This window comes from Pseudochelatococcus lubricantis (assembly GCF_042432495.1).
Lineage (GTDB): Bacteria > Pseudomonadota > Alphaproteobacteria > Rhizobiales > Beijerinckiaceae > Pseudochelatococcus > Pseudochelatococcus lubricantis.
The window spans coordinates 500,956-527,656 of record NZ_JBHLXC010000001.1; the positions used below are offsets into that span (position 1 = coordinate 500,956).

Annotated in this window: 30 protein-coding genes; 12 read left to right on the plus strand and 18 right to left on the minus strand. The window is 63.8% G+C overall.

Features of this window, described 5'->3' with window-relative positions:
• Positions 1–138: 138 nt before the first annotated feature.
• The 18 genes from ACFFJ7_RS02045 to motA form a co-directional block, all read right to left on the minus strand.
• Entirely contained in the window at positions 139–1,257 is a 1,119-nt protein-coding gene (locus ACFFJ7_RS02045) for an esterase-like activity of phytase family protein (RefSeq protein ID WP_377590603.1), read from the minus strand.
• Positions 1,258–1,290: 33 nt separating this feature from the next.
• Complete coding sequence (locus tag ACFFJ7_RS02050) at positions 1,291–2,235, minus strand: SPFH domain-containing protein (protein WP_166949307.1); 945 nt, start codon at positions 2,233–2,235, stop codon at positions 1,291–1,293.
• A gap of 175 nt (positions 2,236–2,410) precedes the next feature.
• A complete protein-coding gene (fliP, locus tag ACFFJ7_RS02055; protein WP_166950211.1) occupies positions 2,411–3,139 on the minus strand; it encodes a flagellar type III secretion system pore protein FliP in 729 nt (242 codons plus the stop codon).
• 41 nt (positions 3,140–3,180) lie between these two features.
• A complete protein-coding gene (locus tag ACFFJ7_RS02060) occupies positions 3,181–3,699 on the minus strand; it encodes a flagellar basal body-associated FliL family protein (protein ID WP_377590604.1) in 519 nt (172 codons plus the stop codon).
• 30 nt (positions 3,700–3,729) lie between these two features.
• Positions 3,730–4,443: a flagellar basal body L-ring protein FlgH gene (gene flgH / locus ACFFJ7_RS02065; protein ID WP_377590605.1), complete on the minus strand. Its 714-nt coding sequence runs from the start codon at positions 4,441–4,443 to the stop codon at positions 3,730–3,732.
• 2 nt (positions 4,444–4,445) lie between these two features.
• Complete coding sequence (locus ACFFJ7_RS02070; RefSeq protein WP_377590606.1) at positions 4,446–5,120, minus strand: MotE family protein; 675 nt, start codon at positions 5,118–5,120, stop codon at positions 4,446–4,448.
• Positions 5,117–6,214, minus strand: coding sequence for a flagellar basal body P-ring protein FlgI (gene flgI, locus ACFFJ7_RS02075; protein WP_377590607.1), 1,098 nt, complete (start codon positions 6,212–6,214; stop codon positions 5,117–5,119). The genes ACFFJ7_RS02070 and flgI overlap by 4 nt, the downstream gene beginning before the upstream one ends.
• Entirely contained in the window at positions 6,211–6,708 is a 498-nt protein-coding gene (gene flgA, locus ACFFJ7_RS02080; protein WP_166949317.1) for a flagellar basal body P-ring formation chaperone FlgA, read from the minus strand. Before flgA ends, flgI begins: the two co-directional genes overlap by 4 nt.
• Positions 6,709–6,759: 51 nt before the next feature.
• A complete protein-coding gene (gene flgG / locus ACFFJ7_RS02085; RefSeq protein WP_377590608.1) occupies positions 6,760–7,551 on the minus strand; it encodes a flagellar basal-body rod protein FlgG in 792 nt (263 codons plus the stop codon).
• Between the two features lie 215 nt (positions 7,552–7,766).
• Positions 7,767–8,093: a flagellar hook-basal body complex protein FliE gene (gene fliE, locus ACFFJ7_RS02090; RefSeq protein ID WP_377590609.1), complete on the minus strand. Its 327-nt coding sequence runs from the start codon at positions 8,091–8,093 to the stop codon at positions 7,767–7,769.
• Entirely contained in the window at positions 8,093–8,533 is a 441-nt protein-coding gene (flgC, locus tag ACFFJ7_RS02095) for a flagellar basal body rod protein FlgC (RefSeq protein ID WP_166949323.1), read from the minus strand. The genes fliE and flgC overlap by 1 nt, the downstream gene beginning before the upstream one ends.
• On the minus strand, positions 8,530–8,922 hold the full coding sequence (flgB, locus tag ACFFJ7_RS02100; protein WP_377590610.1) for a flagellar basal body rod protein FlgB: 393 nt from the start codon (positions 8,920–8,922) through the stop codon (positions 8,530–8,532). Before flgB ends, flgC begins: the two co-directional genes overlap by 4 nt.
• A 151-nt stretch (positions 8,923–9,073) precedes the next feature.
• Positions 9,074–9,556 (minus strand): BspJ family T4SS effector nucleomodulin, encoded by a 483-nt coding sequence (locus ACFFJ7_RS02105; protein ID WP_377590611.1) that lies wholly within the window; start codon positions 9,554–9,556, stop codon positions 9,074–9,076.
• A 25-nt stretch (positions 9,557–9,581) separates the two neighbouring features.
• Positions 9,582–10,655 carry a flagellar biosynthesis protein FlhB gene (gene flhB, locus ACFFJ7_RS02110; protein ID WP_377590612.1) on the minus strand — a complete coding sequence of 358 codons (1,074 nt, stop codon included), beginning with the start codon at positions 10,653–10,655 and terminating at the stop codon, positions 9,582–9,584.
• Between the two features lie 108 nt (positions 10,656–10,763).
• The gene (locus ACFFJ7_RS02115; protein ID WP_377590613.1) at positions 10,764–11,795 is read right to left on the minus strand and encodes a flagellar motor switch protein FliG; all 1,032 of its coding nucleotides are present in this window, start codon (positions 11,793–11,795) and stop codon (positions 10,764–10,766) included.
• A 140-nt stretch (positions 11,796–11,935) separates the two neighbouring features.
• On the minus strand, positions 11,936–12,322 hold the full coding sequence (gene fliN, locus ACFFJ7_RS02120) for a flagellar motor switch protein FliN (RefSeq protein ID WP_166949333.1): 387 nt from the start codon (positions 12,320–12,322) through the stop codon (positions 11,936–11,938).
• Between the two features lie 341 nt (positions 12,323–12,663).
• Positions 12,664–13,602: a flagellar motor switch protein FliM gene (locus ACFFJ7_RS02125; protein ID WP_166950213.1), complete on the minus strand. Its 939-nt coding sequence runs from the start codon at positions 13,600–13,602 to the stop codon at positions 12,664–12,666.
• A 2-nt stretch (positions 13,603–13,604) separates the two neighbouring features.
• Positions 13,605–14,504 (minus strand): flagellar motor stator protein MotA, encoded by a 900-nt coding sequence (gene motA, locus ACFFJ7_RS02130; RefSeq protein WP_377590614.1) that lies wholly within the window; start codon positions 14,502–14,504, stop codon positions 13,605–13,607.
• A gap of 185 nt (positions 14,505–14,689) precedes the next feature.
• Here motA and ACFFJ7_RS02135 point away from each other — a divergent pair, with 185 nt between their 5' ends.
• The 12 genes from ACFFJ7_RS02135 (at position 14,690) to fliR (ending at position 26,590) form a co-directional block, all read left to right on the plus strand.
• Entirely contained in the window at positions 14,690–16,174 is a 1,485-nt protein-coding gene (locus tag ACFFJ7_RS02135) for a DUF1217 domain-containing protein (RefSeq protein ID WP_377590615.1), read from the plus strand.
• A gap of 7 nt (positions 16,175–16,181) precedes the next feature.
• A complete protein-coding gene (flgF, locus tag ACFFJ7_RS02140; protein ID WP_377590616.1) occupies positions 16,182–16,910 on the plus strand; it encodes a flagellar basal-body rod protein FlgF in 729 nt (242 codons plus the stop codon).
• 10 nt (positions 16,911–16,920) lie between these two features.
• Complete coding sequence (gene fliI, locus ACFFJ7_RS02145) at positions 16,921–18,291, plus strand: flagellar protein export ATPase FliI (protein WP_377590617.1); 1,371 nt, start codon at positions 16,921–16,923, stop codon at positions 18,289–18,291.
• A 100-nt stretch (positions 18,292–18,391) separates the two neighbouring features.
• Entirely contained in the window at positions 18,392–19,645 is a 1,254-nt protein-coding gene (locus tag ACFFJ7_RS02150) for a flagellar hook protein FlgE (RefSeq protein ID WP_377590618.1), read from the plus strand.
• Positions 19,646–19,736: 91 nt separating this feature from the next.
• The gene (gene flgK, locus ACFFJ7_RS02155; protein ID WP_377590619.1) at positions 19,737–21,146 is read left to right on the plus strand and encodes a flagellar hook-associated protein FlgK; all 1,410 of its coding nucleotides are present in this window, start codon (positions 19,737–19,739) and stop codon (positions 21,144–21,146) included.
• A gap of 4 nt (positions 21,147–21,150) precedes the next feature.
• Entirely contained in the window at positions 21,151–22,173 is a 1,023-nt protein-coding gene (locus ACFFJ7_RS02160; protein ID WP_377590620.1) for a flagellar hook-associated family protein, read from the plus strand.
• A gap of 64 nt (positions 22,174–22,237) precedes the next feature.
• Positions 22,238–22,585: a flagellar biosynthesis regulator FlaF gene (flaF, locus tag ACFFJ7_RS02165; RefSeq protein ID WP_377590621.1), complete on the plus strand. Its 348-nt coding sequence runs from the start codon at positions 22,238–22,240 to the stop codon at positions 22,583–22,585.
• A 5-nt stretch (positions 22,586–22,590) separates the two neighbouring features.
• A complete protein-coding gene (gene flbT, locus ACFFJ7_RS02170) occupies positions 22,591–22,986 on the plus strand; it encodes a flagellar biosynthesis repressor FlbT (protein ID WP_377590622.1) in 396 nt (131 codons plus the stop codon).
• A 27-nt stretch (positions 22,987–23,013) separates the two neighbouring features.
• Positions 23,014–23,406: a flagellar hook assembly protein FlgD gene (gene flgD, locus ACFFJ7_RS02175; RefSeq protein ID WP_166949351.1), complete on the plus strand. Its 393-nt coding sequence runs from the start codon at positions 23,014–23,016 to the stop codon at positions 23,404–23,406.
• Between the two features lie 30 nt (positions 23,407–23,436).
• Positions 23,437–23,706 carry a flagellar biosynthesis protein FliQ gene (gene fliQ / locus ACFFJ7_RS02180; protein WP_166949353.1) on the plus strand — a complete coding sequence of 90 codons (270 nt, stop codon included), beginning with the start codon at positions 23,437–23,439 and terminating at the stop codon, positions 23,704–23,706.
• Positions 23,707–23,744: 38 nt separating this feature from the next.
• The gene (gene flhA / locus ACFFJ7_RS02185) at positions 23,745–25,835 is read left to right on the plus strand and encodes a flagellar biosynthesis protein FlhA (RefSeq protein ID WP_377590623.1); all 2,091 of its coding nucleotides are present in this window, start codon (positions 23,745–23,747) and stop codon (positions 25,833–25,835) included.
• Positions 25,835–26,590: a flagellar biosynthetic protein FliR gene (fliR, locus tag ACFFJ7_RS02190; RefSeq protein ID WP_377590624.1), complete on the plus strand. Its 756-nt coding sequence runs from the start codon at positions 25,835–25,837 to the stop codon at positions 26,588–26,590. The genes flhA and fliR overlap by 1 nt, the downstream gene beginning before the upstream one ends.
• The last annotated feature ends 111 nt before the right edge of the window (positions 26,591–26,701 follow it).

Consider the following 26,701-nt stretch of genomic DNA (forward strand, 5'->3'; position numbering starts at 1 on the left):
GTTTAAAGCAATTTCAGCAAAAGTGGACACCGCGCTGGCGTCCGGAGCTGCACATAATAAAGAGATAAGCTATTGTTGCGTTTCAGCGAAACGCAACAATGGTCTGGTGCACATCCGTGGCGATGATAGCGTGGGCCGCTACGGCGCGGGCGCGTCCGGATCGAAGGCGAGCATGATAAACTGCGTCACCTGCCCGCGCGGGTTGAAGTTGTTGTCGGACGCCAGCACCAGCGTCTTGCGGCCATCGATTTCCGGGCCGAAGCTGATGCTCTCGATGTTATCCATGTCGAGACCGAACGTGCCTTCCTCCAGCGTGAACAGCAGCGTCTTCGCCGCCGGGGTATAGACGGTGTCCCGCAGCGAGGTGCGTCCCAGCACGTCGGTTGCCCCCTTCAGCGATGTCTCGAACACCCTGATGGTGTTGCCGTAGCCGACCGCGAAGCTGCGTTCCACGACGAGAAGCCGCTCGCCGTCCAGCGCGAGCACGGCCGAGACGCCGTTGTCCGCATAGGGCGGCAAGCCGGTCGCCGCGCGTGGGATCGGCTCCGTGACATAGACATACTCGGCCACGGGCTTGGCGGTGCGCGGGTCGAGGGCCAGGATCCGCGACGGGCTCCCGGCTTGCAGCGTCGCCTTGTCGCCGTCCTGCGTCAGCGCGTTTTCAAGGGCGGAGAACAGCGTGGCGCCGTCGGGCGAATGAGACAGGCCCTCGAAGGAGAGGTTGTCGCGGACGCCGGTCTTCCGTTCGCCGTCGGGCAGGTAATAGGCAGGGATGTCGAACGTGCGCCGCCGGTAGCCGTCGATGCTCGCCTCATAGATGGCCGGGCGGCCCTGCCGGTCGCCCTCGCTCGCCCACACCAGCAGGCCACCGCGCGGATCGAGGCTGATGCCTTCCGGGTCGATATCTTTCGGCGCGAACAGCGCGCCGCCCTCGCCCCGCAGCGGAACGGTCTCGACGATATCGACGCCCGCGCCGCCGCGCTGGGAATACGTGAGCTTCAGCTTGTAGAATCGGGCGGGGCCATTCTCGGCCCTGTCGTCCGAAATGGCGTAGAACAGCCCGCTGCGCGGATCGTAGTCCAGGTCGGAAATGCCGCCGAACGCGACGCCGTCGATGGCGAGGCCGGTGGGCAGGCGGATTTCGCCGATCAGCGACGGCTCGCGCCCGGCTGCGACGGCGCCTCCGCTCATGCCGCAGGCGAGCGCGAGCGCACAGGCGGCCCGCATCCAGCGTTTCGTCGTCCGGTATTCCGTCACGGTTCAGCTCCCAGGATTCGATTCCATGTATGGTCAGGCAGGGCGATGGGCGCCGATGTTGAGCACCGGAGAGGCGTCCTTGTCGGACACGAGAACGGTCAGGATATTGCCGATCATGCGGGCCTTCTCCTGATCGTCGAAGCTCACGCCGTGTTTTGCCAGCGTTTCCGCCGCCTCGACGGCGATGCTGACAGCGCCCTGCGCGATGATCTCGCGCGCGGCGATCACGGCCGCCGCCTGCTGCGGGCGCAGCATGGCCTGCGCGATTTCCGGCGCGTAGGCGAGATGCGTGAAACGGGCTTCGTCCACCGCGATGCCGGCGGGCGCGAGGCGCTGGGCGATCTGATGGGTGAGTTCCTCCACCAGCGCCTCACCGCCGTCCCGCAGCGCGGTGACTGCCGCCGCCGGGGCATCCGGCGCGGGCGAGGGGATGCGGACGGGCTCGCCCGACCAGGTGTCATAGGGATAGCTGCCGGCGAGATGGCGCAGGCCGGTTTCCGCCTGCGAGCCGACGAACTGGCGGTAGTTGTCGACCTGCAAGGCGGCGCGGGCGGCATCGAACACGCGCCACACCACGACCGCGCCGACCTCGATGGGGTTGCCCGAGCGGTCGTTGACCTTGAGCGGCCCCACCTCCTGCGTCTGCAGCCGTTTCGATACGATGGTGCGGGAAAACAGCGGCACGGTCCAGCGCAGGCCCGGTGTCTCGTCCGTGCCGATATAGGCGCCGAACAGTTGCACCACCGCCGCCTCGTTGGGCTGGAGCGAATAGGTGCCCGTCAGCGACCAGAAAGCCACGATCGCCACCAGGGCGAGGAGCGTGATCCTGCCGAAATCGGGGCCGCGAAACGTCGCCGGGGCGAGCAGTTCCTGCGCGCCGAGGCCCAGTGCGGCCAGCAGAACGGCAAGGCCGACGATGAGCGCGAAATAGCCGTTGAAGGCAAGGGCGGGGCGGTCCGTAACAACAGCTTTCGTCACCGGGAATTCCTTTCGGGCCGGGCTCGTGTCCATCGTCTCTTTCCGGCAGCGATCTTCCGGAAAGGCCGCGTACCATAAGCGCCCCCGGCGGGGCGCGGCAAGGGGCCGCCGCGCGCCCGGCAGGTTATGACGCGCCGGCGACGGCCGTGTGAAGCACCCGCCAGTGCGGCGCTCCTCAGAAGAACGAGCGTACGAGCCCGCCCGTCAGCAGGTTCCAGCCGTCGATCAGCACGAAGAACAGAACCTTGAAAGGCAGTGCGAGCACTGTCGGCGGCATCATCATCATGCCCATCGACATCACGAGCGTCGCCACGATCATGTCGATCACGAGGAAGGGCAGCACGATCAGGAAGCCGATTTCAAATCCGCGCCGCAACTCCGAGATCAGGAAGGCGGGGATGAGGATACGCAGCTCGACCCCGTCACCAATCGGGTCCCGCACCTCCTGCCCGGCGGGCGTGGGAAAGTTCGCGGCTGCGAGGTCGGCGAACAGGCGCAAATCCTTGTTGCGGACCTGCGAGAGCATGAACTCGCGGAACGGCCCGGTGATTTCCACATAGGCTTCCTCCTCGGTGATGCGGTTTTCCATCAGCGGCACCACGCCGCCCTGCCATGCGCGGTCGAAGGTGGGCGCCATGATGTAGAACGTCATGAACAGCGCGAGCGTGGTGAGCACGATGTTGGCCGGCGTGCTTTGCAGGCCGAGGCCGGAGCGCAGGAACGACAGCGCGATGATCAGGCGGGTGAAGCTCGTCACCATGATCAGCAGGCCCGGCGCCACCGAAAGCACGGTGAGCAGCGCCGCGATCTGGATGATGCGCCCGGAAGCCGTGCCGTCACCGGCGGGAACGAGCGCCGACAGGTCCGGTATCTGTGCCGACGCCGGAAGCGCGGCGGCGAGCATGGCAGCCGCAAGCAGCGGCGCCCTCAGGCGCTGGCGGAGGTTCACTGCACCACCATCGTTTCGAGGATGAACTCGCGAACCTTGCCGCCGGAGCGGATGGCGGCGCGGTCGTTCAGGTCCTCGCGCAGGTTCTGCAGCCCGGCCGGCCCCTGCAATTGCGCCAGCGTGACGGTGCGCAGGTAGGTCAGGACATCCTGCGATATCTCCGCCGACAACACGGAAAGCAGGTTGCCGTCGGTGCGGACGGCCTGGTCCACGACGAGGGACGACTCGATCTTGATGAACACCGTGTCCGGCGACATCAGGTTGGTCGTGATCGGCTTGAGCTTCACCAGCATGATATCGCCGTTGTAGTGCAGCGTGGAAGGTACCGCGCGCGCGGCCTCGGCCTCCTGCTCCTTCTTCCGGAAATTCTCCTCGATGGTGCTCGACATCAGGAAGCCGATGCCGCCGCCGAGCAGAATCGCGAGGGCAGTCAGCACCAGCGCCGCCAGAAGTACGGCGCGCATCCCGCCGGAGGAGGGCGCGGCGGGCTGGTCAACGATCGTCAGTTCGGCCATGGCTTCTTTCACTTTGACGGAATGCCGGGATCAGAAGGGAGTCAGCGCGTCGTAAAGCTGATGGCCCGTCGCCGGCTGCTGGACTTCAGTGACCCGGCCACGCCCGCCGTAGGAAACCCTGGCCTCGGCGATCTTGTCGTAGGCGATGGTGTTATTGCGCGAGATGTCGCGCGGCCTGACGATGCCGGCGATGTTCAGCACGCGCACCTCGTAGTTTACGCGCACCTCCTGCGAGCCGCTGACCAGCAGGTTGCCGTTCGGCAGCACCTCCGTCACCACGCCAGCGATCGACAGGCTCAGCTTTTCCGAGCGATCGATCGTGCCCTCGCCCTTCGCGCGGGTGTTGGACGTCACGCTGCCGTTACCCGACAGGCTCGTGGAATGGGTCGGGGTGTTGAAACCGAGATTGACACCCAGATTGGCGCTGGACGCGCGCTTGCGCTCCGAGGTGTTGTCGAACTGGGCCTTGTCGTTGATCGAGATGATGACGGTGACGATGTCGCCGACATTGGCGGCGCGCGGGTCCTGGAACAGCGCCTGCCCTTGCTGCCCCCACAGCGAATGATAGGCATGGCCGTTCCAGGTGGGGAAGTTCCCCGGCAGTGGCGCGCGGGCCACGTTGAGCCCGGTGCCGACCGACGTCATCACCGGTTCTCGGCCGAGATCGTTGATGCCGCTGCACCCGCCGAGCATGACCGTGCCGAGCAGGGCGGCGGATATCCGGGTACGGCGCGTTCGCGACATCGTCATGGTCCTGCCCCGCTCGCGGCGGCATTGCCAGCCGTATCCTTCGACATGTCCCTGGCGGCGTTTCGGGCGCTACTCTTGGCCATATTCCTGGCCTCCCGTTTCAGGACACCGGTGACGACGCCGGTGAGATGCGCGGCCCTGCCGGGTTCCATTTCATTGAGGATGGCGCTGGCGCTGCGCGTGTCGATTTTCGACAGCAAGGCGACGGCGGCATCATCCTGCATGGCGGCGATCTGGGCAGCAGCGGCGTCCGCCCGCATCCGCGCATAGATCGAGACGATGCGCTCCTCCGTCCTGTCCAGAAATTCCTGCCGCCGCCTGAGCCATAGTTCGGTTTCCGCCCGCTTCTCCTCAAGCTTCACCGCGCGTTCCTCGATATCGATCCGCATCGCCTCCAGCGTCTTCGCCTGCCATGCGAAACGGGCGTCCGCCGCCGCGTCGACGATTGCCGCGCAATAGGGATTGGCTGCCGCATCGGCGCCGGACGACGCGGAAGCCGGCTGTCGCGGCGCCTCCCCGCGTTCTCCAGCCTTCGCGCCGACCGGCTGCGTCTGCGCCGTTGCGGGCGATACGCCGAAAGCGAAAGCCAGCAGGATCGTCGCCAACGATACCGCAGCCGATCCGGCCGGTGACCTGCGTGCGAGGGGAGTGGTCGCGTGCGTGTATATCATTGGACAATCAGATCCGCTTGCAAGGCACCCGCCGTCTTGATGGTCTGAAGGATGGCGATGATGCCTGTCGGCTTGAGGCCGATCTGGTTGAGGCCATGGACCAGCGACTGCAGGCTGGTGCCAGTCACGATGGCGAGATGCCCGTTCTGCTCCTCGGCGGTGATCTGGGTTCTGGGTTCAATCGCTGTCTCGCCATCGGAGAAAGGGGCCGGCTGCGCGACCCGCGGCAGTTCGGTGACCCGCACGGTGAGATTCCCGTGGGTCAGCGCCACCGTGGAAACCGTCACATCACGGCCGATCACGACCGTGCCCGTGCGCTGGTCGACGACCACCTTGGCGGGCGTGTCGGGGATGACGGTGAGGTCGCCGATCGCAGCCATGAAACGTGCGCCATTCATCTTGGCCGGGCGCTGCACCACGACGCTGCGCTGGTCCCGCACATGGGCGGACGCCGTCTTGAAGTGCTGGCGTGTGTAGCCGTTGATGGCATCCGCGATGCGCGAGGCCGTGTTGAAATCCGGGTTGCGCAGCTCCAGCACGAGCTGGGCGATATCGGCGAAACGCCCCGGCAGCTCGCGCTCGATCAGGGCGCCGTTGGGGATGCGGCCTGCCGTCGGCACGCCCTGCGTCACGTTTTCCGCCTCGCCCGCGGCCATGAAGCCGGAAACGGCGATCGGCCCTTGCGCGACGGCGTAATTGTAACCGTCGCCGCCCATGAGCGGGGTCGCCAACAGTGTGCCGCCCTTGAGCGACTGGGCATCGCCGAGCGAGGAGACCGTCACGTCGATGCGGGTGCCGGTGCCCGCGAAGGCGGGAATGTCCGCCGTTACCATGACCGCCGCCGCGTTGCGGGTGCGCAACGTGGCGTTGCGGACGTTGATGCCCATGCGCTCCAGCATCGATTGTAGGGCCTGCTCCGTGAACGGCGAATTGCGCAGCGAGTCGCCCGTGCCCTGCAGGCCCATGACCAGCCCGTAACCGACCAACTGGTTGTCCCGCACGCCCTGCAGCGTGACGATATCCTTGATGCGGGTGCTGGCGAACGCGAGGCCCGCGTGCAGGATGAACAGCGTGGCCAGCAGGAGCTTCATCATCGCACGGGCTCCCCGGTGCGCAGGGAGCCATCCTGCTGCACGGTTCCATGGACGATCAGTCCGCTGTCGAGGTTGCGCACCTTGATAAGCTCGCCGAGTTCGCCATCCTGCAGCGGGGTGACGACAGCGATGATCGTCAGCCCGCCCTCCTCGAAAACAAGCTGGGCAGGCATGCCTTTCCGCACAAGTTTCGCGTTCTCGACGGCGTTGGCCGGAATGGCCTGCCCGGGCAGCAGCGTGCGCCGCGCGATCTTGCCGACAAGAGCCCTCGCGGACGCGACATAGCCGCCGCGCACCGGCCGCAACTGCCCGAACTCCCGCTCGTCGACCATGTCCTTCGTTATCGTGTCGCCGGGATAGACAGTCACGACGGCGACTGCGAACACGCCCTGTACGATCGGTTCCCGACCCGTCTGGGCGCCCGCCGGCTGCATGAAGGCGAGCGCCGCGATCGCGCACAGGAGAGTTCTGAAACGGGCGGAACTGCGCACCATGACAACTGCCGGCTGTATTGAAGGATCGTGCCCGGGGGCGCCGCGCCTCAATTACCGGATCCCCTTGGAAACCGTCGCCAGCATCTCGTCGCCGGCCTGTATCACCTTCGAGTTCATCTCGTAGGCACGCTGCGCACTGATCAGCTCGGTGATTTCCTTCACCGGGTCGACATTCGACGCCTCCAGATAGGTTTGCTTGATGGTGCCGAAACCGGGATTGCCGGGGAGGCCGACCACAGGCGCACCCGACGTCAGCGTTTCTCGGAACAGGTTGCCGCCCAGCGGCTCCAGACCCACATCGTTGGCAAAGGTGGCGATGTTGATCTGTCCGAGGTCCTGCGGCACCCCATTGTTGCCGACAAGGGCGACCACCTGGCCGGCCTCGCTGATGGTGATCTGGGTCGTGTCCTGCGGGATCGCGGCCAACGGCGACTCGATGACGTAACCGTCGAGCGTCACGAGTTGGCCGTTCTCGTTCTTGTTGAACGCGCCGGCGCGCGTGTAGAGAATCTCGTCGTTGGGCCCCGTGATCTGGAACCAGCCCCGCCCGACGACCGCGACGTCGAGTTCATTGCCGGTCTGCGTCAGCGCCCCCTGCTTGTGAACGTTGCGAATGGCGGTCACCTGCGTGCCGACGCCGAGCCGCGCGCCTTCCGGAACGGTCCCGTCCGCCGTCTGGTTCGGCACGCCGGGTATCCGAAGGCTCTGATAGAGCAGATCGGAGAACTCCGCGCGCGAGCGTTTGAAGCCCGTGGTGTTGATGTTCGCGATGTTGTTCGCGATCACTTCGACATTGATCTGTTGCGCGTTAGCACCTGTCGCCGCGATGGCCAGTATGCTCATGATGGTCCCTCCTCAGCGTGATATCCGGCGGAACGGCAACCACCCGGCCGACTGCAGCGTCGCATCCGGACGGCTTGATCTCATCCAGACCCTGCCCATAGTCACTGACAGCCTCTAGAGCGCGTTCCGATCAGATGGAATCATCTGATCGATCAGAATTCGCTCAAAGTAAGGAATCTAGAATCTGTCCTGTTTCAACGTAAACAGGACAGATTCTAGATCGTCATCCGGCTGATTTCCTGATAGGCGGCGACGGCCTTGTCCCTCACGGCGAGCGTTGTCTGCAGTGACCGTTCCGCCGTCAGGACCGCCTCGACGATCGCCTGTGTCGGCATGCGCCCCTCGATGCCGGCCACCGCCGCCGCCTCGCTCTTGCGCAGCGAGGTCGCGGCGTCGGTGACCAGTGAACCGAGCACGGCGGCGAAGTCAGCGGTGGCAGAGGCGGCGGTGGCCGCCGTGCGTCCCGCCGGAGGCAACCCCGCGACACCGTCCGACGCGCCGAACGCGCTGGTTGCCGTAATGCCGTTGACTGTTGTCGCCATCATGAGTTCCTCAGCAGATCGATGGTCATCGAGGACAGGGAGCGGGAGAACTTGACGACCTGCACGTTCGCCTCGTAAGAGCGAACGGCTTCCCGCAAGTCTGCCATCTCAACGAGCACGTTCACGTTGGGCACCTTGACATAGCCTTCGGTGTCCGCCCCCGGATGCCCCGGATCGAGGCGCATGCCGAATGGCGCCTTGTCCGTGCCGATGTCGCGCGTGCCGACGATCTCGACGCCGGTCGCGCGGTCCAGCTCCTGCCGGAAGGTGATCGTCTTGCGTCTGTAAGGGTTACCGCCCGGCGTCGATGCCGTCGCATCCGCATTGGCGATGTTCTCCGATACCACGCGCATGCGGGTGGACTGTGCCTGCATGGCGGCGGAGGCCATGCGGGAAGACAGGTCGAGCCAGTCGCGGTTCTGAACAGGGACGATCGTCATCCGGGCCCCCGCGCGCTGGACAGGATAAGCGAGTGAAACTTCTTCACGACGGACGTATTCAGGCTGTATTGCCGGGAGACGGAGCCCGCCTTGAGAAGTTCCTCCTCGATACTGACGGAATTGCCGGAGTGATGGATATCCAGGTTCCGTCCCTTTTCATCGCGCACGCGCGCCGCCTGCGACCGGGCCGGATCGGACCCGATATGGCCTTCCGCCGTGGTCGCCAGCCGCAGGGCCGTTCTGCCCAGCGTCGCTGCGAACGGCTCGATGTCCTGGGTGCGATAGCCGGGCGTATTCGCGTTGGCGACGTTGCGCGCGATTGCCGTCTGGCGGGTTGTCAGCCAGTCGGTCTGCCGCGAGGCAAGGTCAAACAAGTATAGTGGCCCCATATCCAGCTCCCGATAAGCGAGACTCGCGTCCGCGACAGCCCGTGCCGGGCGCGGACCATGTCTCGCCATCCGTATCCAGCCTACGCGCACAACCTTGTCCGAACCTGTCGCCCGGTGCGCGTTTTCACCCCTGCTGGCCAGGATCGCCGCTTCAATGAAACGGGTGATGTTTCGGGCCACAATCGTGCGGCAGGTCGAACCCGCCGGACAGGCGTGCGGCGCAGAACGCAGCCGACAATTGGCCGAGAGCCTCGGCAGACCGGCCATAGGGCATGCTGCCGTCCGCCAGCGCCACGCCCGCGAAGTCGTTCGCGAGGTGCAGCAGGAAGGAGACGGCCACGAGTTCGTGCGCGAAGCGCATGCCGAACGAGACAGCGGGGGCAGCATCGTGGCGTCCCGCCGGATCGCGGCGTTCTGCGACGTATGAGCCGAACGTGTAGCGAAGCGTGCCCGGCTTGAAAAACATCTCGGACGAGGATTCGATGATGTCGTTGATGGCGCCATGATTGCGGCTGGCGACGCTCGTGACCAGGAACGACCGGTCGACATAGCATAGGTCGACGATGAACGGCCTGATGTTATGGCAAATCAGCCGTTCGGCCTCATAGGCCTTGCCGGCCGGCCGCGTGGCCACGGGTCGGAAACGTTCTGGCGGGCTATTATGCATGACGGCCGTTGCGCTGATAGAGATAATGGAACAATTGGGCCACGGCCCGATAGAATTCGGGCGGGATGGACCGGTCGATCTCGACATGTTCGTACATGGACCTTGCGAGAGCCTTGTCTTCGATGAGCGGGATATCGTGTTTCTGGGCGATCTCGCGGATGGCCAGCGCGATCAGATCCTTTCCCTTGGCGAGCACGACCGGCGCGCCTCCCTCCTCGGGCACATAGCGCAGTGCGATCGCGAAATGCGTCGGGTTGGTAACGACCAGCGACGCATTGGGCACGGCGCTCATCATGCGCCGGCGCGAACGGTCCTGCGCGATGGAGCGCATGCGTGCTTTCATCAGCGGATCGCCCTCCGACTGGCGTAACTCGTCCTTGATCTCCTGGCGCGTCATGCGCAAATCCTTGCGCCATCTGAACCGCGACCAGACCAGGTCGGCGGCGACGAGTGCCACTGTCGCCACGCAGATCGCGGACACGAGGCGCATGGCCAGACCGAGAACGATTTCCGGGATCGCGCTGGGGTCGCTGAACATGGCATTCACGACGTGGTGCTGCTCCGAGTTCAGCAAAATGGTGCAGACGATGGTGATGATCAGCAGCTTGGCGACCGATTTGGCGAATTCCACCTGCCCCTGAAGCCCGAAGATGCGCTTGAAGCCGCCGGGCAGCGACAGCCGCGACCATTTGGGCTCAAGACGCCCCGGCGCGAACCGGGGTGGATTCTGCAACACGGACGCCAATATGCCGCCCACCATCAGAATGCAGACGATCGGCAGCAGGAACCCGCCGACACCGATGGCCACAAGCTGAAGCAGCGCGACCGCATCCCGCCCGGTGGTGAGGGAAATCGATTCCGGCGCATCGATGAAAAAGGCCAGGAAGCTGTTGAGGACGGCAACGGAATTGTAGATGAACAGATAAAGGATGATGCAGATGCCCATGATCGAGAAGAAAACAGCCATCTCTCGCGATTGAGGGACGTTCCCCTGCTCGATCGCGTCTTGTATTTTCTTTTCTGTCGGCTCCTCGGTCTTGCTGTCCGGATCCGCTGCCTCTGACATCGACTTTTCCGGCCTCCCACGTGGCGGAAGCTTTCGCCGACCGCGCCGGATCGGCAAGCCTTCTGCGATTATCTCTCCGGCGTCCTGCGGCGGTGCGACCCGCGCACGTTACTGCACGTACATTTCCTGCTCGCCGTCGGAGGCGAGATCGATCTCGCCGCGTCCGGCCATGTCGAGCGCGAGGTCCGTTATGAAGCGCCGCGCCTCCAGCACCTCCCGCTGGGCGATGGGCTGGCCGCCTGCCAGTTCCGTCTCGACCGCCCGGCGTGACCGCGACGGCAACGCGCCAAGAGCCACCTCGCGGTAGGCCGCATCCGTGCCGCGCAGCGCGACGATGAGCCTTTCCACCGGAATGGCGTCGAACAACGCCGACCGCGCGGCCGGCGTCAGCTTGACGATATCGTCGAAGGTGAACAGCAGCCCCTTCAGGATCTCGGCAGACTTGGGGCGGTCGTGCGCGAGGCTTTGCAACATCTCCTCCATGTGATCGCGGTCCATCTTGTTGATGATGTCCGCCATCTTCGCATGGGTGTCGCTTCCCATGTTGCGGGAGAAATTCGTCATGAAGTCTTCGTGCAGGGTACTCTCGATCACCCGCAGGACTTCGTCCACGATCGGCTTGCACGCCAGCATGCGCCGGGTGACGTTGTTGCGCAGTTCCTGCGAGAAGTGCGTCATCACCTTGGCTGCGCACATCGGCTTCACTCGCGAGAGGATGAGTGCGATCGTCTGCGGATGCTCCTTCAGCAGATAAGTTGAAAGAACGGTTTCGGAAACACCCGAAATGCGCTCCCAGATGGACTGGCTGGAGTTGCCGAGAACGTCGGCCATGATGTCGGCGATCTGCTCGGGCGGCAGCACGCCGCTTAGCAGCTTCTCCACCTCATAGGCCGTGCCGAAGAGATGAGCGCCGGCCTGGAACTGTGCCGCGAAGTCCTCCACGAGCTGCGCCTGCTGCGCAGGCGGAACCGACCCTAGCGCCGCCGCCGCGCGGGTGATCAGCTTGATTTCCTCGGACGTGAAGTGCTTGAGCAGACGCCCGGCCGCCGGGCTGCCGAGAGTGAGCAGGAGCGCGGCGACGCGGTCGACACCCCGGGAAAGAGAGACAGTCTTGCGGGTTACCGTTCCCTGAACGCTCATCTTGCTTCACTCGACTAAAGCACCAAACCGGTGACGGATGCGGTTCCCGGGGAGGTTTGATGCCTGAACAGGAAAATAGAGCGGCGGCATGCTTCAGGTTCCCGGTCGCTGCTCCGCCGTATAATTCTTCCCGGCGCGTCTCAGACCACTGCGTCATCGGTCGACGGCCCGACGATCTCGGTGAGCTGGACGCCGAACCGCGAGTTGTCGTCCTCGACGACGACGACTTCGCCGCGGGCGATTACCCGGCCGTTGACCACGACATCCACCGGCTCACCCACCCGGTGGTCGAGTGGCACAACCGCGCCGCGTCCAAGCTTCATCAGCGCGGCGACCGGCATCGTCGCCGAGCCGAGTACAACCTGTACGAGCACGGGAATCCGCTTGATCGTATCGAAACTGTGCAGCTCCCCGCCGCCGCCCGCCTTGCGGCGCTCGTCGTCGAGGGAGGAGAACTGATGGGGCATGAAGGCGTGCGTCCCGTCATCGGTGTCCGCTGCGTTCAGATCGTCTGCTTCCTCGGACATCGTACAAAATTCCCGTATCAAGACTCGTTGCGGTGCGTCCCGTGCAGGGGAACACAACCTGAAAAACTGGGACCTTCCGGAAAACCGGACTCCGGATCAGTCGCCCGGTGATCCCCGGACGTTGAATTGCTCCGGAAAGCAGTTGCCGCTTCCAGGGGCCACGAAAGCTCAAATGCCAGCCGGAATAGAAAACAGGAAACCGGAAGCATGTCGCGGCTCTATTTCCTGTTCTGAGGCTCCAGAGTGCCAGACGTTCCGATGGAATAAGGTCATGCAATCCAAATTTATATTTTACTGTAAATTGCATTCAAATCGATGGGGCGCCTTGAATGCAAACTGCTCTAACGGGACAGGATATCGTCGATGATGTCCTTCTTGTTGTCGATGACTTCCTCGATGCGCAGGCTGTAGGAGCCGTCGGATTTTCCCAGCAAGCACCTGAAGACGGGCTCATCCTCGCTTTCGAGCGTTACCAGCGTTCGCGGGTTGGCCTGCAGCTGGATGGTCTGGCCGATGGCCAGAGTGGCGATTTCCTCCAGAGTCATGTAGCGCTTCTCAAGCACGGCCTGAAGCGACACCTCGGCGCGCTGTACCTCCGACTCGATCTGCTTGCTCCAGCGCGGGTCGCGCACGGTCGGCTCGCTGGTGATGACGCGGGAAAGGTTCTGACGCATGGGTGTGAGGGCGGATTGCGGGATGACGACGAACATCTCGCCGCCGCTGTTCAGCGCCTGGACCAGGAACTTCGCCACCACGGACTGGCTGTTGCGCCGTCCGATGACGGCAAAGTCCATGCGCGTCTCGCTCCGCTCCAGCTTGAACTGGGTATCGGTGACGAGGGCGAAGGCAGTTCTCAACGCCTTGCTGATCTGCTCGAACATCATGGTCGCGACGCGGGTCTCAATGGTCGAGAAAGGCCGCTCGTCGTCGATGGGCGGCTCGGTGCCGTCGGCACCGAGCAGAACTTCCGTCATCGTGAAAATGAAGTCGCGGTCGAAACCGACCAGCACCTGGTTGTCCCACTGCACCGCCTGAAAGACTCCGGCGATGGCGTTGGACTCGTACATTTCGAGAATATCGTTGATCCGGCCGCTTTCGATCGTGCTCAGCGAGCAATAGGCAGGCGAGGCCGCAAGATGGCGGAAGTCGTCCACCCAGATCGTCGACATGCGGTCGAAGATGACGTGCAGCATCGGCAGCCTGTCTAGAGACAGGCCGGTCGAGTCCAGCAGGCGGTCGCGCCCCTTGCTTTCGGACGAGGCGTTCCACGCGCCGTCCATTCTCACGCAGCCTCCTGCTGGGTCTGTTCCGCGTCAGCGGGCTTGCCCCCGCCCGGCGACATCAGCGCGCTCTCAACGTCGTCGATGGACGGCCGCTCGTAGGAGCTGATCGACTTGCGGCCGTGCTCCAGCGCGACCTGTGGCATAGCCCCGTTCATGAACGCCACGAGCGCCTGCTTCACGATCTGGTAGGGCTGGATCTGCTTCTCGCGAGTCGCCTTGATCTTCGCGGCAAGGGGCGAGAAGATGCCGTAGGAGGCGAAAATGCCGGTGAAGGTGCCGACGAGCGCCGCTCCCAACAGTGCACCCAGCAGGGCAGGCGCCTGATCGATCGCTCCCATCGCCTTGATGATCCCGAGCACGGCAGCCACGATGCCGAGCGCGGGCAGCCCTTCCGCCACGCTCGTCATGCTATGAAAAGGCTTCAGTGTATTGCGGCGGATCGTGGTGATCTCCTCGTCCATAAGCGCGTCGAGTTCATGCGGCTTGATGTTGCCGATGACGATGAGGCGCACGTAGTCGCAAATGTAGTTGGTCAGTTCCTTGTCTGCGAGAATCGTAGGAAAACCGGCGAACACTGTCGAATTTCCGGGATCGTCGACATGCGTCTCGATCTCGTTGCGCGGTCGCGTGCGGACGAGCCGCATCAGCCCGAACAGCAGCCCGAGCAGGGCGAGATGATCCTCCCGCCGGGGCACCTTTCCCAGCAGCGCCTCGATCGTCGCGCGTCCGGTATCGATCTGCACTCTCCAAGGATGGGCGACGATGAAGGCGCCCACGGCCATCCCGAAAATGATGACAAATTCCCACGGCTGCCAGATCACGCCGACATGACCGCCCATCGCCACGAAGCCGCCGAGCATGGAGCCTATGGCCACAAGCAAGCCTATGACAAATCCCATGGACCATACTCCTCGTCCAGCCGCTTCCGGACATGGCCGGCCGGATAGCATTATGACGGCAAGCTTGCGCGAGGCTGGACAGCCGGGCCGCGCCGGCGGGCGAGCAGGACAGCTACGCGAAAGCTTGGTGCGGTAAGCCGGGATGAACGGGCGCCGGTGTCGCCGGTCCAGCAGCGGGGTCTCTCGTGGTCGGATTGCAGTCGTCGTATCTGAACTATCAGGTTGTAGTCCGGGATCTGGACAGGTCGCTGGCACGGAAGGCGGCGGAGCCCGCGCTCGCGCGCGACGTTGCCCGTTTCACGGAGGCTGCTGCCGATATCCGGTCCGTCGATGACCTGTTCGACGACGACAGGACTTACGGCTTCGCGGTCAAGGCCTACGGCATGGACGAGCTGTTGTATGCGCGGGCGCTGATACGCAGGGTCGTCAGCGAGGGAGCGGGATCGGACAGCTATGCCAGGAGGCTGGCCGACAGCCGCTATCTCGATCTGGCCGGCGCATTCCAGGTGACCGACTCCGGCCGGGCGCCGCCCGTTCTTCAGGCTTCGGCTCTGACGGTGGCGCAACGCTATCGCGACAACCTCGACAGCATCGGCAAGCGTGGTTCCGGGAAAGCCGAGGAGCGGATTCTCGAATACAGAATCGAGATGGACAAGCTCAAGGATTTCGATGCATTCCTGAATAGCGATCTTGCGCTGACTTTTACTTTGCGCGCTTTCGGCCTCGACCGGCAGGCGCTTCAGCCTGGCGAGGTTCGCAAAGTCGTGACCGACGAGATGGCCGCGCGTGCTGCCGGAGGTTCCGGCGCCTACATCTCGGGTCTCGATACGGTCGGTATCGACGACGCGGATGGCCGCTACAGGTTTGGCCGGTTCATTGATGCGTTTCTGGCATCCGGCCGCGCCGAGGGGCAGGAAGCAGTGATCGCCAGTTACCGTATGGAGGCGCCGAAGTTCGGCGAACGGCTTGCTGCGGGCGTGGATGACGATATCGTCGCTTTCTACGAGGGTCTCGACAAGATCAAGGTTGCCGACGACCTGGCGGGCAACTGGCAGACGTTGTCGGTCGGTTTGCGTGCCTTCGATCTCGAACATCTGATCGGGCAGGAAAAGGCGATCGTTGCCGCGCTCAAGGGCGATGCGCGGGCGCTGTCGCTGACGAACGCGGCGGACCGCGCGAATTTCGAGGCCTTCAGCGCGGTGTTTGCTTTCGAGCGCGACGGGACGCCGACCGTCGCACCGCTGGTGCGCGACGTGGAGAAGACGGTGCAGGCATATATCCGCCAGACGCTGGAAGTCGATATCGGCAATGAGGACACCAACGTCCGCCTCGCGCTCTACTTCCAGCGCAAGGCCGAGGGCATCAAGTCGTTTTACGACATTCTCGGCGATGAGGCGCTTGCGGAGGTTGTGCGTACGGCCTTCGGCGTTCCGCCGGAAACGGCGGCCTCCGACCTCGATGCGCAGGTGCGCATGATGGAGCGGCACATCGGCATCGCGGATTTTCAGGATCCGGAAAAGGTTGAGAAGCTGATCTCGCGCTTCCTGCTGCTGGCGGAGTCGAATACGGCTGCTGCGTCCGCGCCGGTCCTGTCGCTCTTCGGCGGCGGCTCCGGGCTCGCGGATATCAGCTATGATCTGCTTCAGGCGCGCCAGAGCCTGGGACGGTGAGGGCGAAATGCAATCGGGACTGTATGTAACCTTATCCGGCCAAGTCGCGCTGGAACGCCACTTGACCGCCGTGGCGAACAACATCGCCAACATCAACACGTCGGGCTTCCGTGCCGAGGGCACGACGTTCGAGAGCGTGCTGTCGCGCACGGGGCCCGTGCCGGTAGCATTCGCCGGCAGCGGCAAGATGTTCCTGTCGCGGCAACCGGGTCTGCTGACGCAGACCGGCAATCCGCTCGATCTTGCCGTCAGGGGTGATGCGTGGTTCGCGGTGCAGACGCCGGCTGGCGTGCGCTACAGCCGCGACGGCCGGCTGACGATGACCGACATGGGCGATATCGTGACGGTGACCGGGCATCCCCTGCTGGACCAGGGCGGCGCGCCGCTCGCCGTCGATCCGCTGGGCGGTGACATATCGGTGGCGCCGGACGGCGCTGTTTCGCAGGGCGGCGCGGTCGTCGGCGCCGTCGGGCTGTTCCAGATCGCGCCGGGGGCCGATCTGCGCCGCGCCTCCGGCGGGGCCGTGGCTGCCGACCCGAGCGCCGTGGTCCCGGTCGAGGATTTCGTCAACACGGGTATTGCACAGGGATACATTGAAGAGTCGAACGTCAATCCCATCATGGAGATGACGCGGCTCATCGCGGTCCAGCGCCGGTTCGAGCAGGCGGCGACCGCTGCCGGCACGATGGAAAATACACTGGACCAGACCATCCGCGATCTCGGGCCGGCGTCCTGATAGACTGCTCATGAGTCCAGTCGCTGCTCCCGTCATGACAGAGACGCCCGTTGCCGGCGGGCGCACCATCCTTGCCCGGCTGGAGCAGGTTGCCGCCGCCTGCGACCGGAACTTTCCCCTCGTGCGTATCGGCGGCTCCATCCTGGAGGTCACGACGGCCTATTGCCGTGTCGCGGGGCTTTCGCGGCAGGTGCGGCTGGGGGATCGCGTCGTTTTCGAGGAAGGCGGACTTCCGGGAGAGGTTGTGCGTATCGACGAGGCGGGCGCCACGATCAAGCCCTTCGGCAACCGTGTCGAGGCGCCGATCGGCTCCGGTGTGTTCCACCACGGGGCCATGACGGTACGTCCAGATGCGAGTTGGAAAGGGCGCGTCCTCAACGCCTTCTGCGAGTCCATCGATGGCGGCGGCATGCTGGCGGTGGGCGAGCGCGAGATGCCGGTCGACACGCCGCCGCCGGCGGCGCTTAACCGCGCCCGCGTGACGACGCCGCTGCGGACGGGCGTGCGCCTGCTCGATCTGTTCACGCCGCTGTGTTTCGGGCAGCGCATCGGCATCTTCGCCGGCTCGGGTGTCGGCAAGTCGACCCTCCTCGGCATGTTGGCGCGTGCCCGGGTGTTCGATACGGTCGTGGTGGCGCTGGTGGGCGAACGCGGGCGGGAAGTGCGCGAATTTCTGGAGGGGCCGCTGGCGGAAAACCGTGCCCGTGCGGTCGTCATCGTCTCGACAGGTGACGAAAGCCCGATGATGCGGCGGATGGCGCCGCGCACAGCGATGGCGGTGGCGGAATATTTCAGGGATCGCGGCGAGGCCGTGCTGATGGTCGTGGACTCGGTCACGCGCTATGCGCATGCCGCGCGTGACGTGGCGCTGGCGGCGGGCGAGCCGGCGGTGGCGCGCGGCTACGCGCCCAGCGTCTTCAGCGATCTGCCCCGGCTGCTGGAGCGCGCGGGGCCGGGTTTCGAGGGCGGCGGCACGATCACGGGCATCTTTGCCGTGCTCGTCGATGGCGACGACCATAACGATCCCGTCGCGGACAACATCCGCGGCACGCTCGACGGCCACATCGTTCTCGACCGCGGCATCGCGGATCAGGGCCGCTATCCAGCCGGCAACGTGCTGAGTTCGATCTCGCGCCTCGCGACCCTGTCGTGGACGCCGGAGCAGCGTAACCTGCTGCGCCGGATGCGAGCCATGATCGCGCGTTTCGAGGACACGCGCGACCTGCGTCTCGTCGGCGGCTACCAGCCGGGGCTCGACGCGGAACTCGATCAGGCGGTGGCGCTGGTGCCGCGCATCTACGAGGCGCTGCGGCAGGATTTCGACTCGCCGACGAGCGAGGACCCGTTTCAGGAACTGGCCGACGCGCTGCGCGCCGAATAGGGACGTGGTCACCGGTTATCGACTTTTCACCGTGGTGAGCCTCGCGCAAGGCACATGGTGTTGATTGACCGTGCGCGAACGATCGGCAACGGAGCTGTCCATGAGCATCATGCAAACTGCGACGTCGGGGATGAAGGCTCAGGCGAACCGGCTGGCCACGGTCGGCGACAACATCGCCAATGCCTCGACCACCGGCTACAAGAAGGTATCGACGGAATTTGCGCCGCTCGTGCTGCCGTCGAGTTCGAGCAGTTTCAACTCCGGCGGCGTGGAAACCACCGTCAGGCGCTCGGTCAGCCTGGAGGGCGGGTTGAACTCCACTACGTCGACGACCGATCTGGCGCTGCGCGGCAACGGCTTCTTCGTCGTCGAGGATTCCAGTGGCGCCCGGTACATGACGCGGGCGGGCTCCTTCGTGCCCAATGCCGAGGGCTATCTCGTGAACGCGGCCGGTTATTACCTGACTGGCTATCAATTGCGGGACGGCGATGCCAGTGTGGTGCTCAACAGCCTGAACGGCGGCGAGCGCATCAATGTCAACAATATCAACATGCAGGCCACGCCGACCACAGAGGGCGTTTTCGCAGCGAACCTCGACGGGCGGGGCGATGTCCCCGCTGTAGCGGCGGCAAGCCTGCCGAGTGCTAATGTGACAACTTCCACCTTTACCTCGAAGTCGTCGATGGTTGTCTACGATAACCTCGGCGGCGACGTCATGATCGATATCTACTTTACGAAGACCGGCGTTAACACGTGGGAAATGAGCATCTTCAATCAGGCCGCAGCAACGGGCGGCGGATTTCCGTATACGGGCGGGGCTCTCGTCACCACGAATCTCACATTCAGCGGCACGACCGGCGCTATTACCGCGCCGGCTTCTGCGCAAACGGCGTTCACGGTGCCTGGCGGTCAGCCGACAACTGTCGACCTCTCCGGCCTTACCCAGCTCAAGTCGGATTACACGCCGCTTGAGCCGGAGTTCAACGGCAATGCACCGAGCACGACGACGGGCGTGAGCATCAGCGCTGATGGTATCGTTTCGTTCGCGATGAAGAACGGTTCGACGATCGATGCCTACCGCATCGCCCTCGCCGACGTGCCGAGCCCCGATAATCTGACGGCGCTCTCGGGCGGTGTTTTTCAGGCGAACTACGATTCGGGTAATCCGCAAGTCGGCTTCCCGGGACAGGGCGGGCTAGGCGCCATCCGCACATCGGCTCTGGAGGCGTCGAACGTCGATCTTGCGGACGAACTGGCAACCATGATCGAGGCCCAGCGTAACTATACCGCCAATTCCAAGGTGTTTCAGACCGGGGCGGAGGTGCTCGAAGTTCTGGTGAATCTGAAACGTTGACCGGCGTGGTTGAGCGTGGCGCGGGTCGCGATGCGGATGGTTCGCCGGGTATGGCCGTGTGTCGCCGGCATGGTCTGGAGGTTGTGAGGTCATGAGTCTGGATGCAGCCCTGAACGCCGCGCAGCTGTCGCTTTCGGCCAATTCGAAGCGCATCATGGTTTCCGCGCTCAATGTAGCCGGCGCCAATGATCCCAACTATTCGCGCAAGCTGTCACCGCTGGTCATGGAGAGCGGCGGCGTTTACGCCGCCGGCCCCACACGGGCAGGCGACACTCGGCTTTACGAGCGCTATCTTGAGGCGACCTCGGCTTCCGCCCGCGACGGGGCGCTGCTCTCCGGGTACATGCGCCTGTCGGACACGGTCGGTGATACGTCAGTGGGGACGTCGCTCGTCGCACGGCTTGGCGCGCTGACGGACGCGCTGACCGAATATGCCAACGCGCCCGGCGACGACAATCTGGCCCGTGCAGCCGTGACCGGAGCCAGGGATCTGGCGGTCGCTCTCAACGACGCGGCCTCGGTCGTCGACGAAGTGCGCAGCGGGGCGGCGGAGGAGATCAAGACTTCCGTGGGGCGGATCAATACCTTGTTACAGGAGTTCAGGCAGGTGAATGCCCGTGTCGTACACGGTTCGGTCGCTGGCTCGGACGTTACCGACGATCTCGACCGCCGTGACGCTCTTGTCGCCCAGTTGGCAGGGGAGGTTGGCGTGTCCATCGTGACGCGCGCCAACAATGACATGGTGCTCTATACGGACGGCGGCGTGACGCTGTTCGAGACGACTGCCCGGGAGGTGCGGGCGGAAGTCGGCGGGGGAACCGCCCGTGTGTTCATCGATGGCGTGCAGGTGGCTGGCGATGCACCGCAGATGCCTTCGAAGAGCGGAAAGCTGGTTGGTTTGACGGAACTGCATAACGAGGTCGTCAAGGATTACGGGGCGCAGCTCGACACGTTGGCGTTCGGGCTGATCCAGGCGTTTCGGGAAGTCGATCCGGCGGCTTCAGGGGCGGATCTTCAGGGACTTTTCGTGGGCGGGGGCGGTTCTGCCGCGCTGCCGGCTTCGGCGGGCGGACTTGCGGGCACGATCGCCATCAACGCGGCCGTCGATTCCAGGGCTTCCGGCGATCCGGGCAAACTGCGCGACGGCATCAATTACTCCTATAATACAGAAAGCGCTCCGGCTTATGCCGACCAGCTCTTTGGCCTGCTCGGTCAGCTCGGCGATACGGCCGTCGCCGGGCTCGGCGGCAAGAGGCCGCTCGATTACGCAGCCGCGACCGTCAGTTGGGTTGAGAGCGGCCGGAAAGCGGCTTACTCGGCCGCCGAGTCGAACGGGGCCGTCGTGCAACTCGTCACGACCTCGCTGTCGAATGCGCGCGGGGTGGACATCAACGAAGAAACGGCATTGCAGCTTGAGCTGGAACGGCTGTTCGCCGCCTCCGCGCAGCTGATTTCCGTCGTCGACAATATGTTCCAGAGCCTGCTGAATGCCGTGAGGTAAGGCCATGTCCGCGAATTTCGTATCCACCTATAACCTGCTGAACGGCCCGCGCCTTTACGCCCGCAACGCCCAGGCCGAAATCGCGCGTCTCGGCAAGGAGATCGTCACGGAGCGGCATGCGGATGTCGGCCTCGTTCTGGGCGCGAAGACGGGCCATGCCGCCATCCTGCATCAGGAGGCCGGCCGCATCGGCACGCTCATGATCTCGAACGGCGTCGCCGCCGGGCGGCTCGATGTCACGCAAGCGGTGATCACCGAGCTGCGCGAGACGGCGGATTCGATGCTGTCGACACTGACGGGCCTGCCGACCAACTCCCTGGGGTCCGCAACGATAGAGGGCGAAGCCGGCCGCAATCTGGCGGCGCTGATCGACAAGCTGAATGCGTCCTTCGCAGGTGCGCGGCTGTTCGGCGGCATCAAGACGGATACGGCGCCGATGAAGAACGGGGCGGACACCGTCGCGGTAGCTTTCGACGGCTATGTCACTGGTCTGAGTGCTCCTGTCAGCGGGGTGACCGCGGCGCAGTTCGAGACATTCCTGTCGAGCGCCGCGTTCAGCGGCCTGTTTACCGCTGCGGGGTGGGAGACGAACTGGTCCGCTGCATCCGATACCAACATCAGCACCCGGATATCGGCGACGGAAACCATCGAAACATCCGTCAATGCCAACGCCAGGGCGTTTCAGCAACTGACACAGGCCTATGCCGTGCTCGGCGCGCTTCCGTCGTCCGGCCTGAATGAAAGCGCCTTCAAGACCGCCGTCTCCCACGCCATCGCACAGCTTGGCGAGGCGGTGAACGGGCTGACGATCATGCAAGCCGACCTCGGCGGGGCTCAGACGCGCATCAAGACCGTGAACGAGCGGCTCAAGACACAGGAGACACTGGTGACGGAAAACCTGAGATCGCTCGAAGGGGTCGATGCGACGGAGGCGAAAGTGGCATCGGACGCATTCGAGCTGCAACTGAACCTGTCATATGCCCTGACGGCGCGGCTGCAAAACCTCAGTCTTCTCAAATACCTGTAGCGTATAGCCGGATGCCGGATCTCATCGACGCATTATGGAAATTGTTTCGCACAGGATCATGAACATGTACATGCTTTCTTACGGCGAAATGATGGAGAACGATCCGTTGTCCATCCGTTCGAGCGAGCGCCAGGCGTTCGATATCGTTATCGAGCTGCTGGAGGACGGCGCCCGGCATGGCCAGGGGTCTGCGCAAAACGAACTGGCGCTCACCCGGGTAGCCGAGCTTTGGCAGTTTCTTATCGATGACCTCATCAATCCGGACAACGCCCTCCCGGAGGAGCTGCGCGGGTCGCTGATCTCGATCGGCGGATGGATTTTACAGGAATCGCAACGGATTCGTTTTGGCGACGCGGGCGATGTCTCGGGCCTCATCAGCGTCAACAGGATCGTTCGCGACGGATTAAAGTAAAAGCTATGCGTTTGAACCTCAAGGCCGGCGAGAGACTGTTCATAAACGGTGCAGTACTGCGGTTCGAGCGGCGTGTGACGATCGAACTGCTGAACGATGCGACTTTTCTCCTGGAGGCGCATGTGATGCAGTTCGAAGATGCGACAACGCCGCTGAAGCAGCTCTATTTCATCATCCAGTCGATGCTGATCGATCCCGCGTCGATGCCTGCCGCGCGTCCGTCGGTTCTCGATCTGATTGCGCCGATGCAGGAAGCCTATCGCGATGCGACCATCGTCGAGGGGCTCGGCAAGGTTGGCGCGCTTGTCGCGGATCGGCGCGCCTTCGAGGCGCTGCGCGTCCTGCGCGGCCTGTTTCGTCCCGAAGGCGGGACGGCCGAAAGGATGCGCGAGGTGGCATGACCGCCGCAACCGGAAGGAGAGACGATGATGGTGTCGGTGAGTAACGTGGGGCAGGCAGCGGCGGCGAGCACGAAGCAGGCATCGAAGACGACGCTCGACTACGAGGCGTTCCTGAAGCTTTTCGTCGAGCAGTTGAAGCATCAGGACCCGACCGCGCCAATGGATGCCGCCCAGTCGCTGGCGCAGCTCGCGACATTTTCGCAGGTTGAGCAGAGCGTTGCCACCAACAAGAAGCTCGACTCCCTGCTGTCCGCACACTCCCTGTCCCAAGCCAATGGTCTGATCGGCCGTACGGCGACCTCGGCGGACGGGCAGGTATCCGGCGCAATTGTGTCGGTCAGGGTCACGGATGAGGGCGCTCTCGCGACGCTCGGGAGCGGGGAGACGCTGCTCTTGGGCGGCGGAGTGTCGATCTCGTGATAACGGCCGGAAACGCAGGGGTGAGCGGGCATGAATGAGGCCGATGCGCTCGATCTCGTTCAATCCGCAATCTGGACGGTCATCATCGGCGCCGGTCCGGCCGTCGCGGCCGCGATGGTCGTCGGCATCATCATCGCGCTGTTCCAGGCGCTGACGCAGATACAGGAAATGACGCTGACCTTCATCCCCAAGATTCTCGTCATCCTCGCTGTCACCGCGCTCACCGGGTCGTTCACCGGCGGCAGGATATTCACGTTTGCCGAACAGGTGTACGGCCGCATCGTGACGGGGTTCGAGTGAACGCCGATGATTGCAGCCTCTTGCCGGAATGATCCCGAATGGCCGATCTGTTTGTAGGCAGCTTGAACGCGACGCAAGGTAACAAGGGCCGCGACGTCAGCTTCGCGATCGGCATCGTCGCGATCCTGCTCATCCTGTTCCTGCCGATCCCGCCGTTCCTGATCGACATCGGCCTTGCGTTGTCCATCGCACTTTCGGTGCTCATCCTGATGGTGGCGCTGTGGATACAAAAGCCGTTGGAGTTCTCGGCCTTTCCGACGGTGCTGCTGATCGCGACGATCCTGCGGCTGTCGCTCGGCATTGCCACGACCCGTCTCATCCTGGCCGATGGCGACAAGGGCGTCACGGCGGCGGGTTACATCATCCACGGCTTTTCGCAATTCGTGATGAGCGGCGATTTCGTCATCGGGCTTGTCGTGTTCGCCATCCTGATCACGGTGAACTTCCTCGTCATCACCAAGGGTGCGACGCGCATCGCGGAAGTGGGCGCGCGCTTCACCCTCGACGCCATTCCCGGCAAGCAGATGGCGATCGACGCGGACCTGTCGGCAGGCATGATCGACGACAAGGAGGCCCAGCGCCGCCGGCGGGAACTGGAGGAGGAGAGCGCGTTCTTCGGCTCCATGGACGGCGCGTCCAAGTTCGTCCGTGGCGAGGCCGTCGCGAGCCTGATCATCACGGCGGTGAACATCTTCGGCGGGATCGTCATCGGCGTCACGCGCCACGGGATGCCGCTGTCGCAGGCTGCCGACGTCTATACCAAGCTGACGGTGGGCGACGGTCTCGTTTCGCAGATTCCGGCGCTTGTCGTCTCGCTCGCAGCCGGTCTGCTGGTCTCGAAGGGTGGTACGCAGGGATCGGCCGAACAGGCGGTGCTCGGGCAACTGAGCGCCTATCCCAAGGCGCTGTTCGTCTCGGCGGGCCTTATGGCGCTGATGGCGCTCACGCCGGGCCTGCCGATGCTGCCGTTCCTCGCGCTCGCGGGCATGCTCGCCTCCGTGGGCTATATCATCCCCCGCCGGCGGGCGGAATTGCAGGCGCAGGAGGAGATCGAACTCCAGAACAAACGCGCCCTGGAGCGGGTGGATACGCGCGAGGCGATCCGCGAGACGCTGAAGACGGCCGAGATCGAGCTGTGCATGGGGCGGCAACTGTCGGTGCGGCTCAAGGCCAACCAGGGCGAACTTATGCACCGCGTCTCGAAGATGCGCCGCAAGTTCGCGCAGCAATACGGTTTCATCGTCCCCGAAATCAAGCTGACGGACAGTCTCGCCACGCCGCCGAAAAGCTATCAGATCAGGATCCACGGCACCATCGTGACGTCGCACGAACTGCGGCTCAACGACTTCCTGGTTATCGTCGGTGACGGTGCCAAGCCCGATATCGCGGGAGACGAGGTGCGCGAACCCGCCTTCGGCATGAAGGCCATATGGGTCAACGAGATCTATGCCAACGACGCCAGGCGCCTCGGCCTTTCGCCGGTGGACAGTCTCTCCGTCCTGCTGACGCATCTCGGCGAGGTCATCCGGAACAACCTGCCGCTGCTGCTGTCCTACAAGGACATGCGGATACTTTTCAACCAGCTTGACCCTGAATACAAGCGCCTGATCGACGACATCTGCCCGGCCCAGATATCCTATTCGGGCTTGCAGGCCGTTCTCAAGCTGTTGCTGGCCGAGCGTGTATCGATCCGCAATATCAACCTCATTCTGGAGGCGATCGCCGAGATCGTCCCGCACGTGCGCAAGACCGAGCAGATCGTCGAGCACGTACGCCTGCGGATCGCGCAACAAATCTGCGGCGACCTTTCCGACGAGGGCGTGCTACGGGTGCTGCGGCTCGGCAACCGCTGGGATCTCGTCTTTCATCAGAGCATCAAGCGCGATGCCCGTGGCGACGTGCTGGAGATCGATATCGACCCCGCGCGTGTCGAGGAGTTCGGAGCCGAGGCAGCGAAGGCCATTCGCAAGCATCTGGGAACCGGCAAGGCGTTCGTGCTCGTTGCGGCTCCCGACGCGCGCCCCTATGTCCGCATGATCGTCGAGCGGATGTTTCCGGCCCTTGCGGTGCTGTCTCACGTGGAGATCGCGCGCGGAACAGAGATCGAGAGTCTCGGGGCGATATCGTGATGCCGTCGGTCGCCTCGGACGCCGTTGTCGGCGCGCTGCTGCTGATGTGTCGCATCGGCGGCTGCTTCATGCTGATGCCGGGCCTGTCGCATGCGGGCATTCCTGCCCGTATCAGGCTCTACGCGGCGTTTGCCGTGGCGCTGACGCTGTTTCCGCTGCTGTACGACAAGGTGAATGCCGCGTTCCAGGGCAAGCCGTTCGCGTTTCTGATCCTGCTCGTCGTTTCGGAGGTTCTGTCGGGCATCTGGATCGGGTTTCTCGGCCGGCTGATGTTTCTCGCCTTCGAGACATTGAGTGTACTGATCGCGATGTCGCTCAGTCTCAGCAATCCATCCGGCGTCTCGTTCGACCAGATGGAACCTCTGCCGCCGGTGGGAACTATACTGGGGCTCTCCGCCGCGATGCTCGTTTTCGCCGCCGATCTGCACTGGGAGGTGCTGCGCGCGGTCGCTGCTTCGTACGATAATATGCCGCCGGGCCTGCTATTCCAGTCACGGCTGTCGCTGGTCGGCGTTGTGGATCAGTTCGGGAATTCGTTTCTTCTGGCGCTGCGCATCAGCGCACCGATCATCGTGTATGCGGTGATCGTCAATTTCGCAATTGGTATCGTCAACAAATTCACTCCCCAGATTCAGGTCTATTTCATATCGATGCCCTTCGTTATCGCCGGTGGCATGTTCCTTCTCTATATTCTTGTTAATGAAATGCTATCCGAATTCATTAAGGGAGTTTCACGCTGGCTGGTGTACGGCTAGAGAACGTAATGAACTTGGATAAGGACAGTAAAGGTTGAGGAGAAACCAGGATTTGTGATGGAATAAGACGATGATCTCTGAGTTTTATATTTTACCGAAACTTGCACTAAA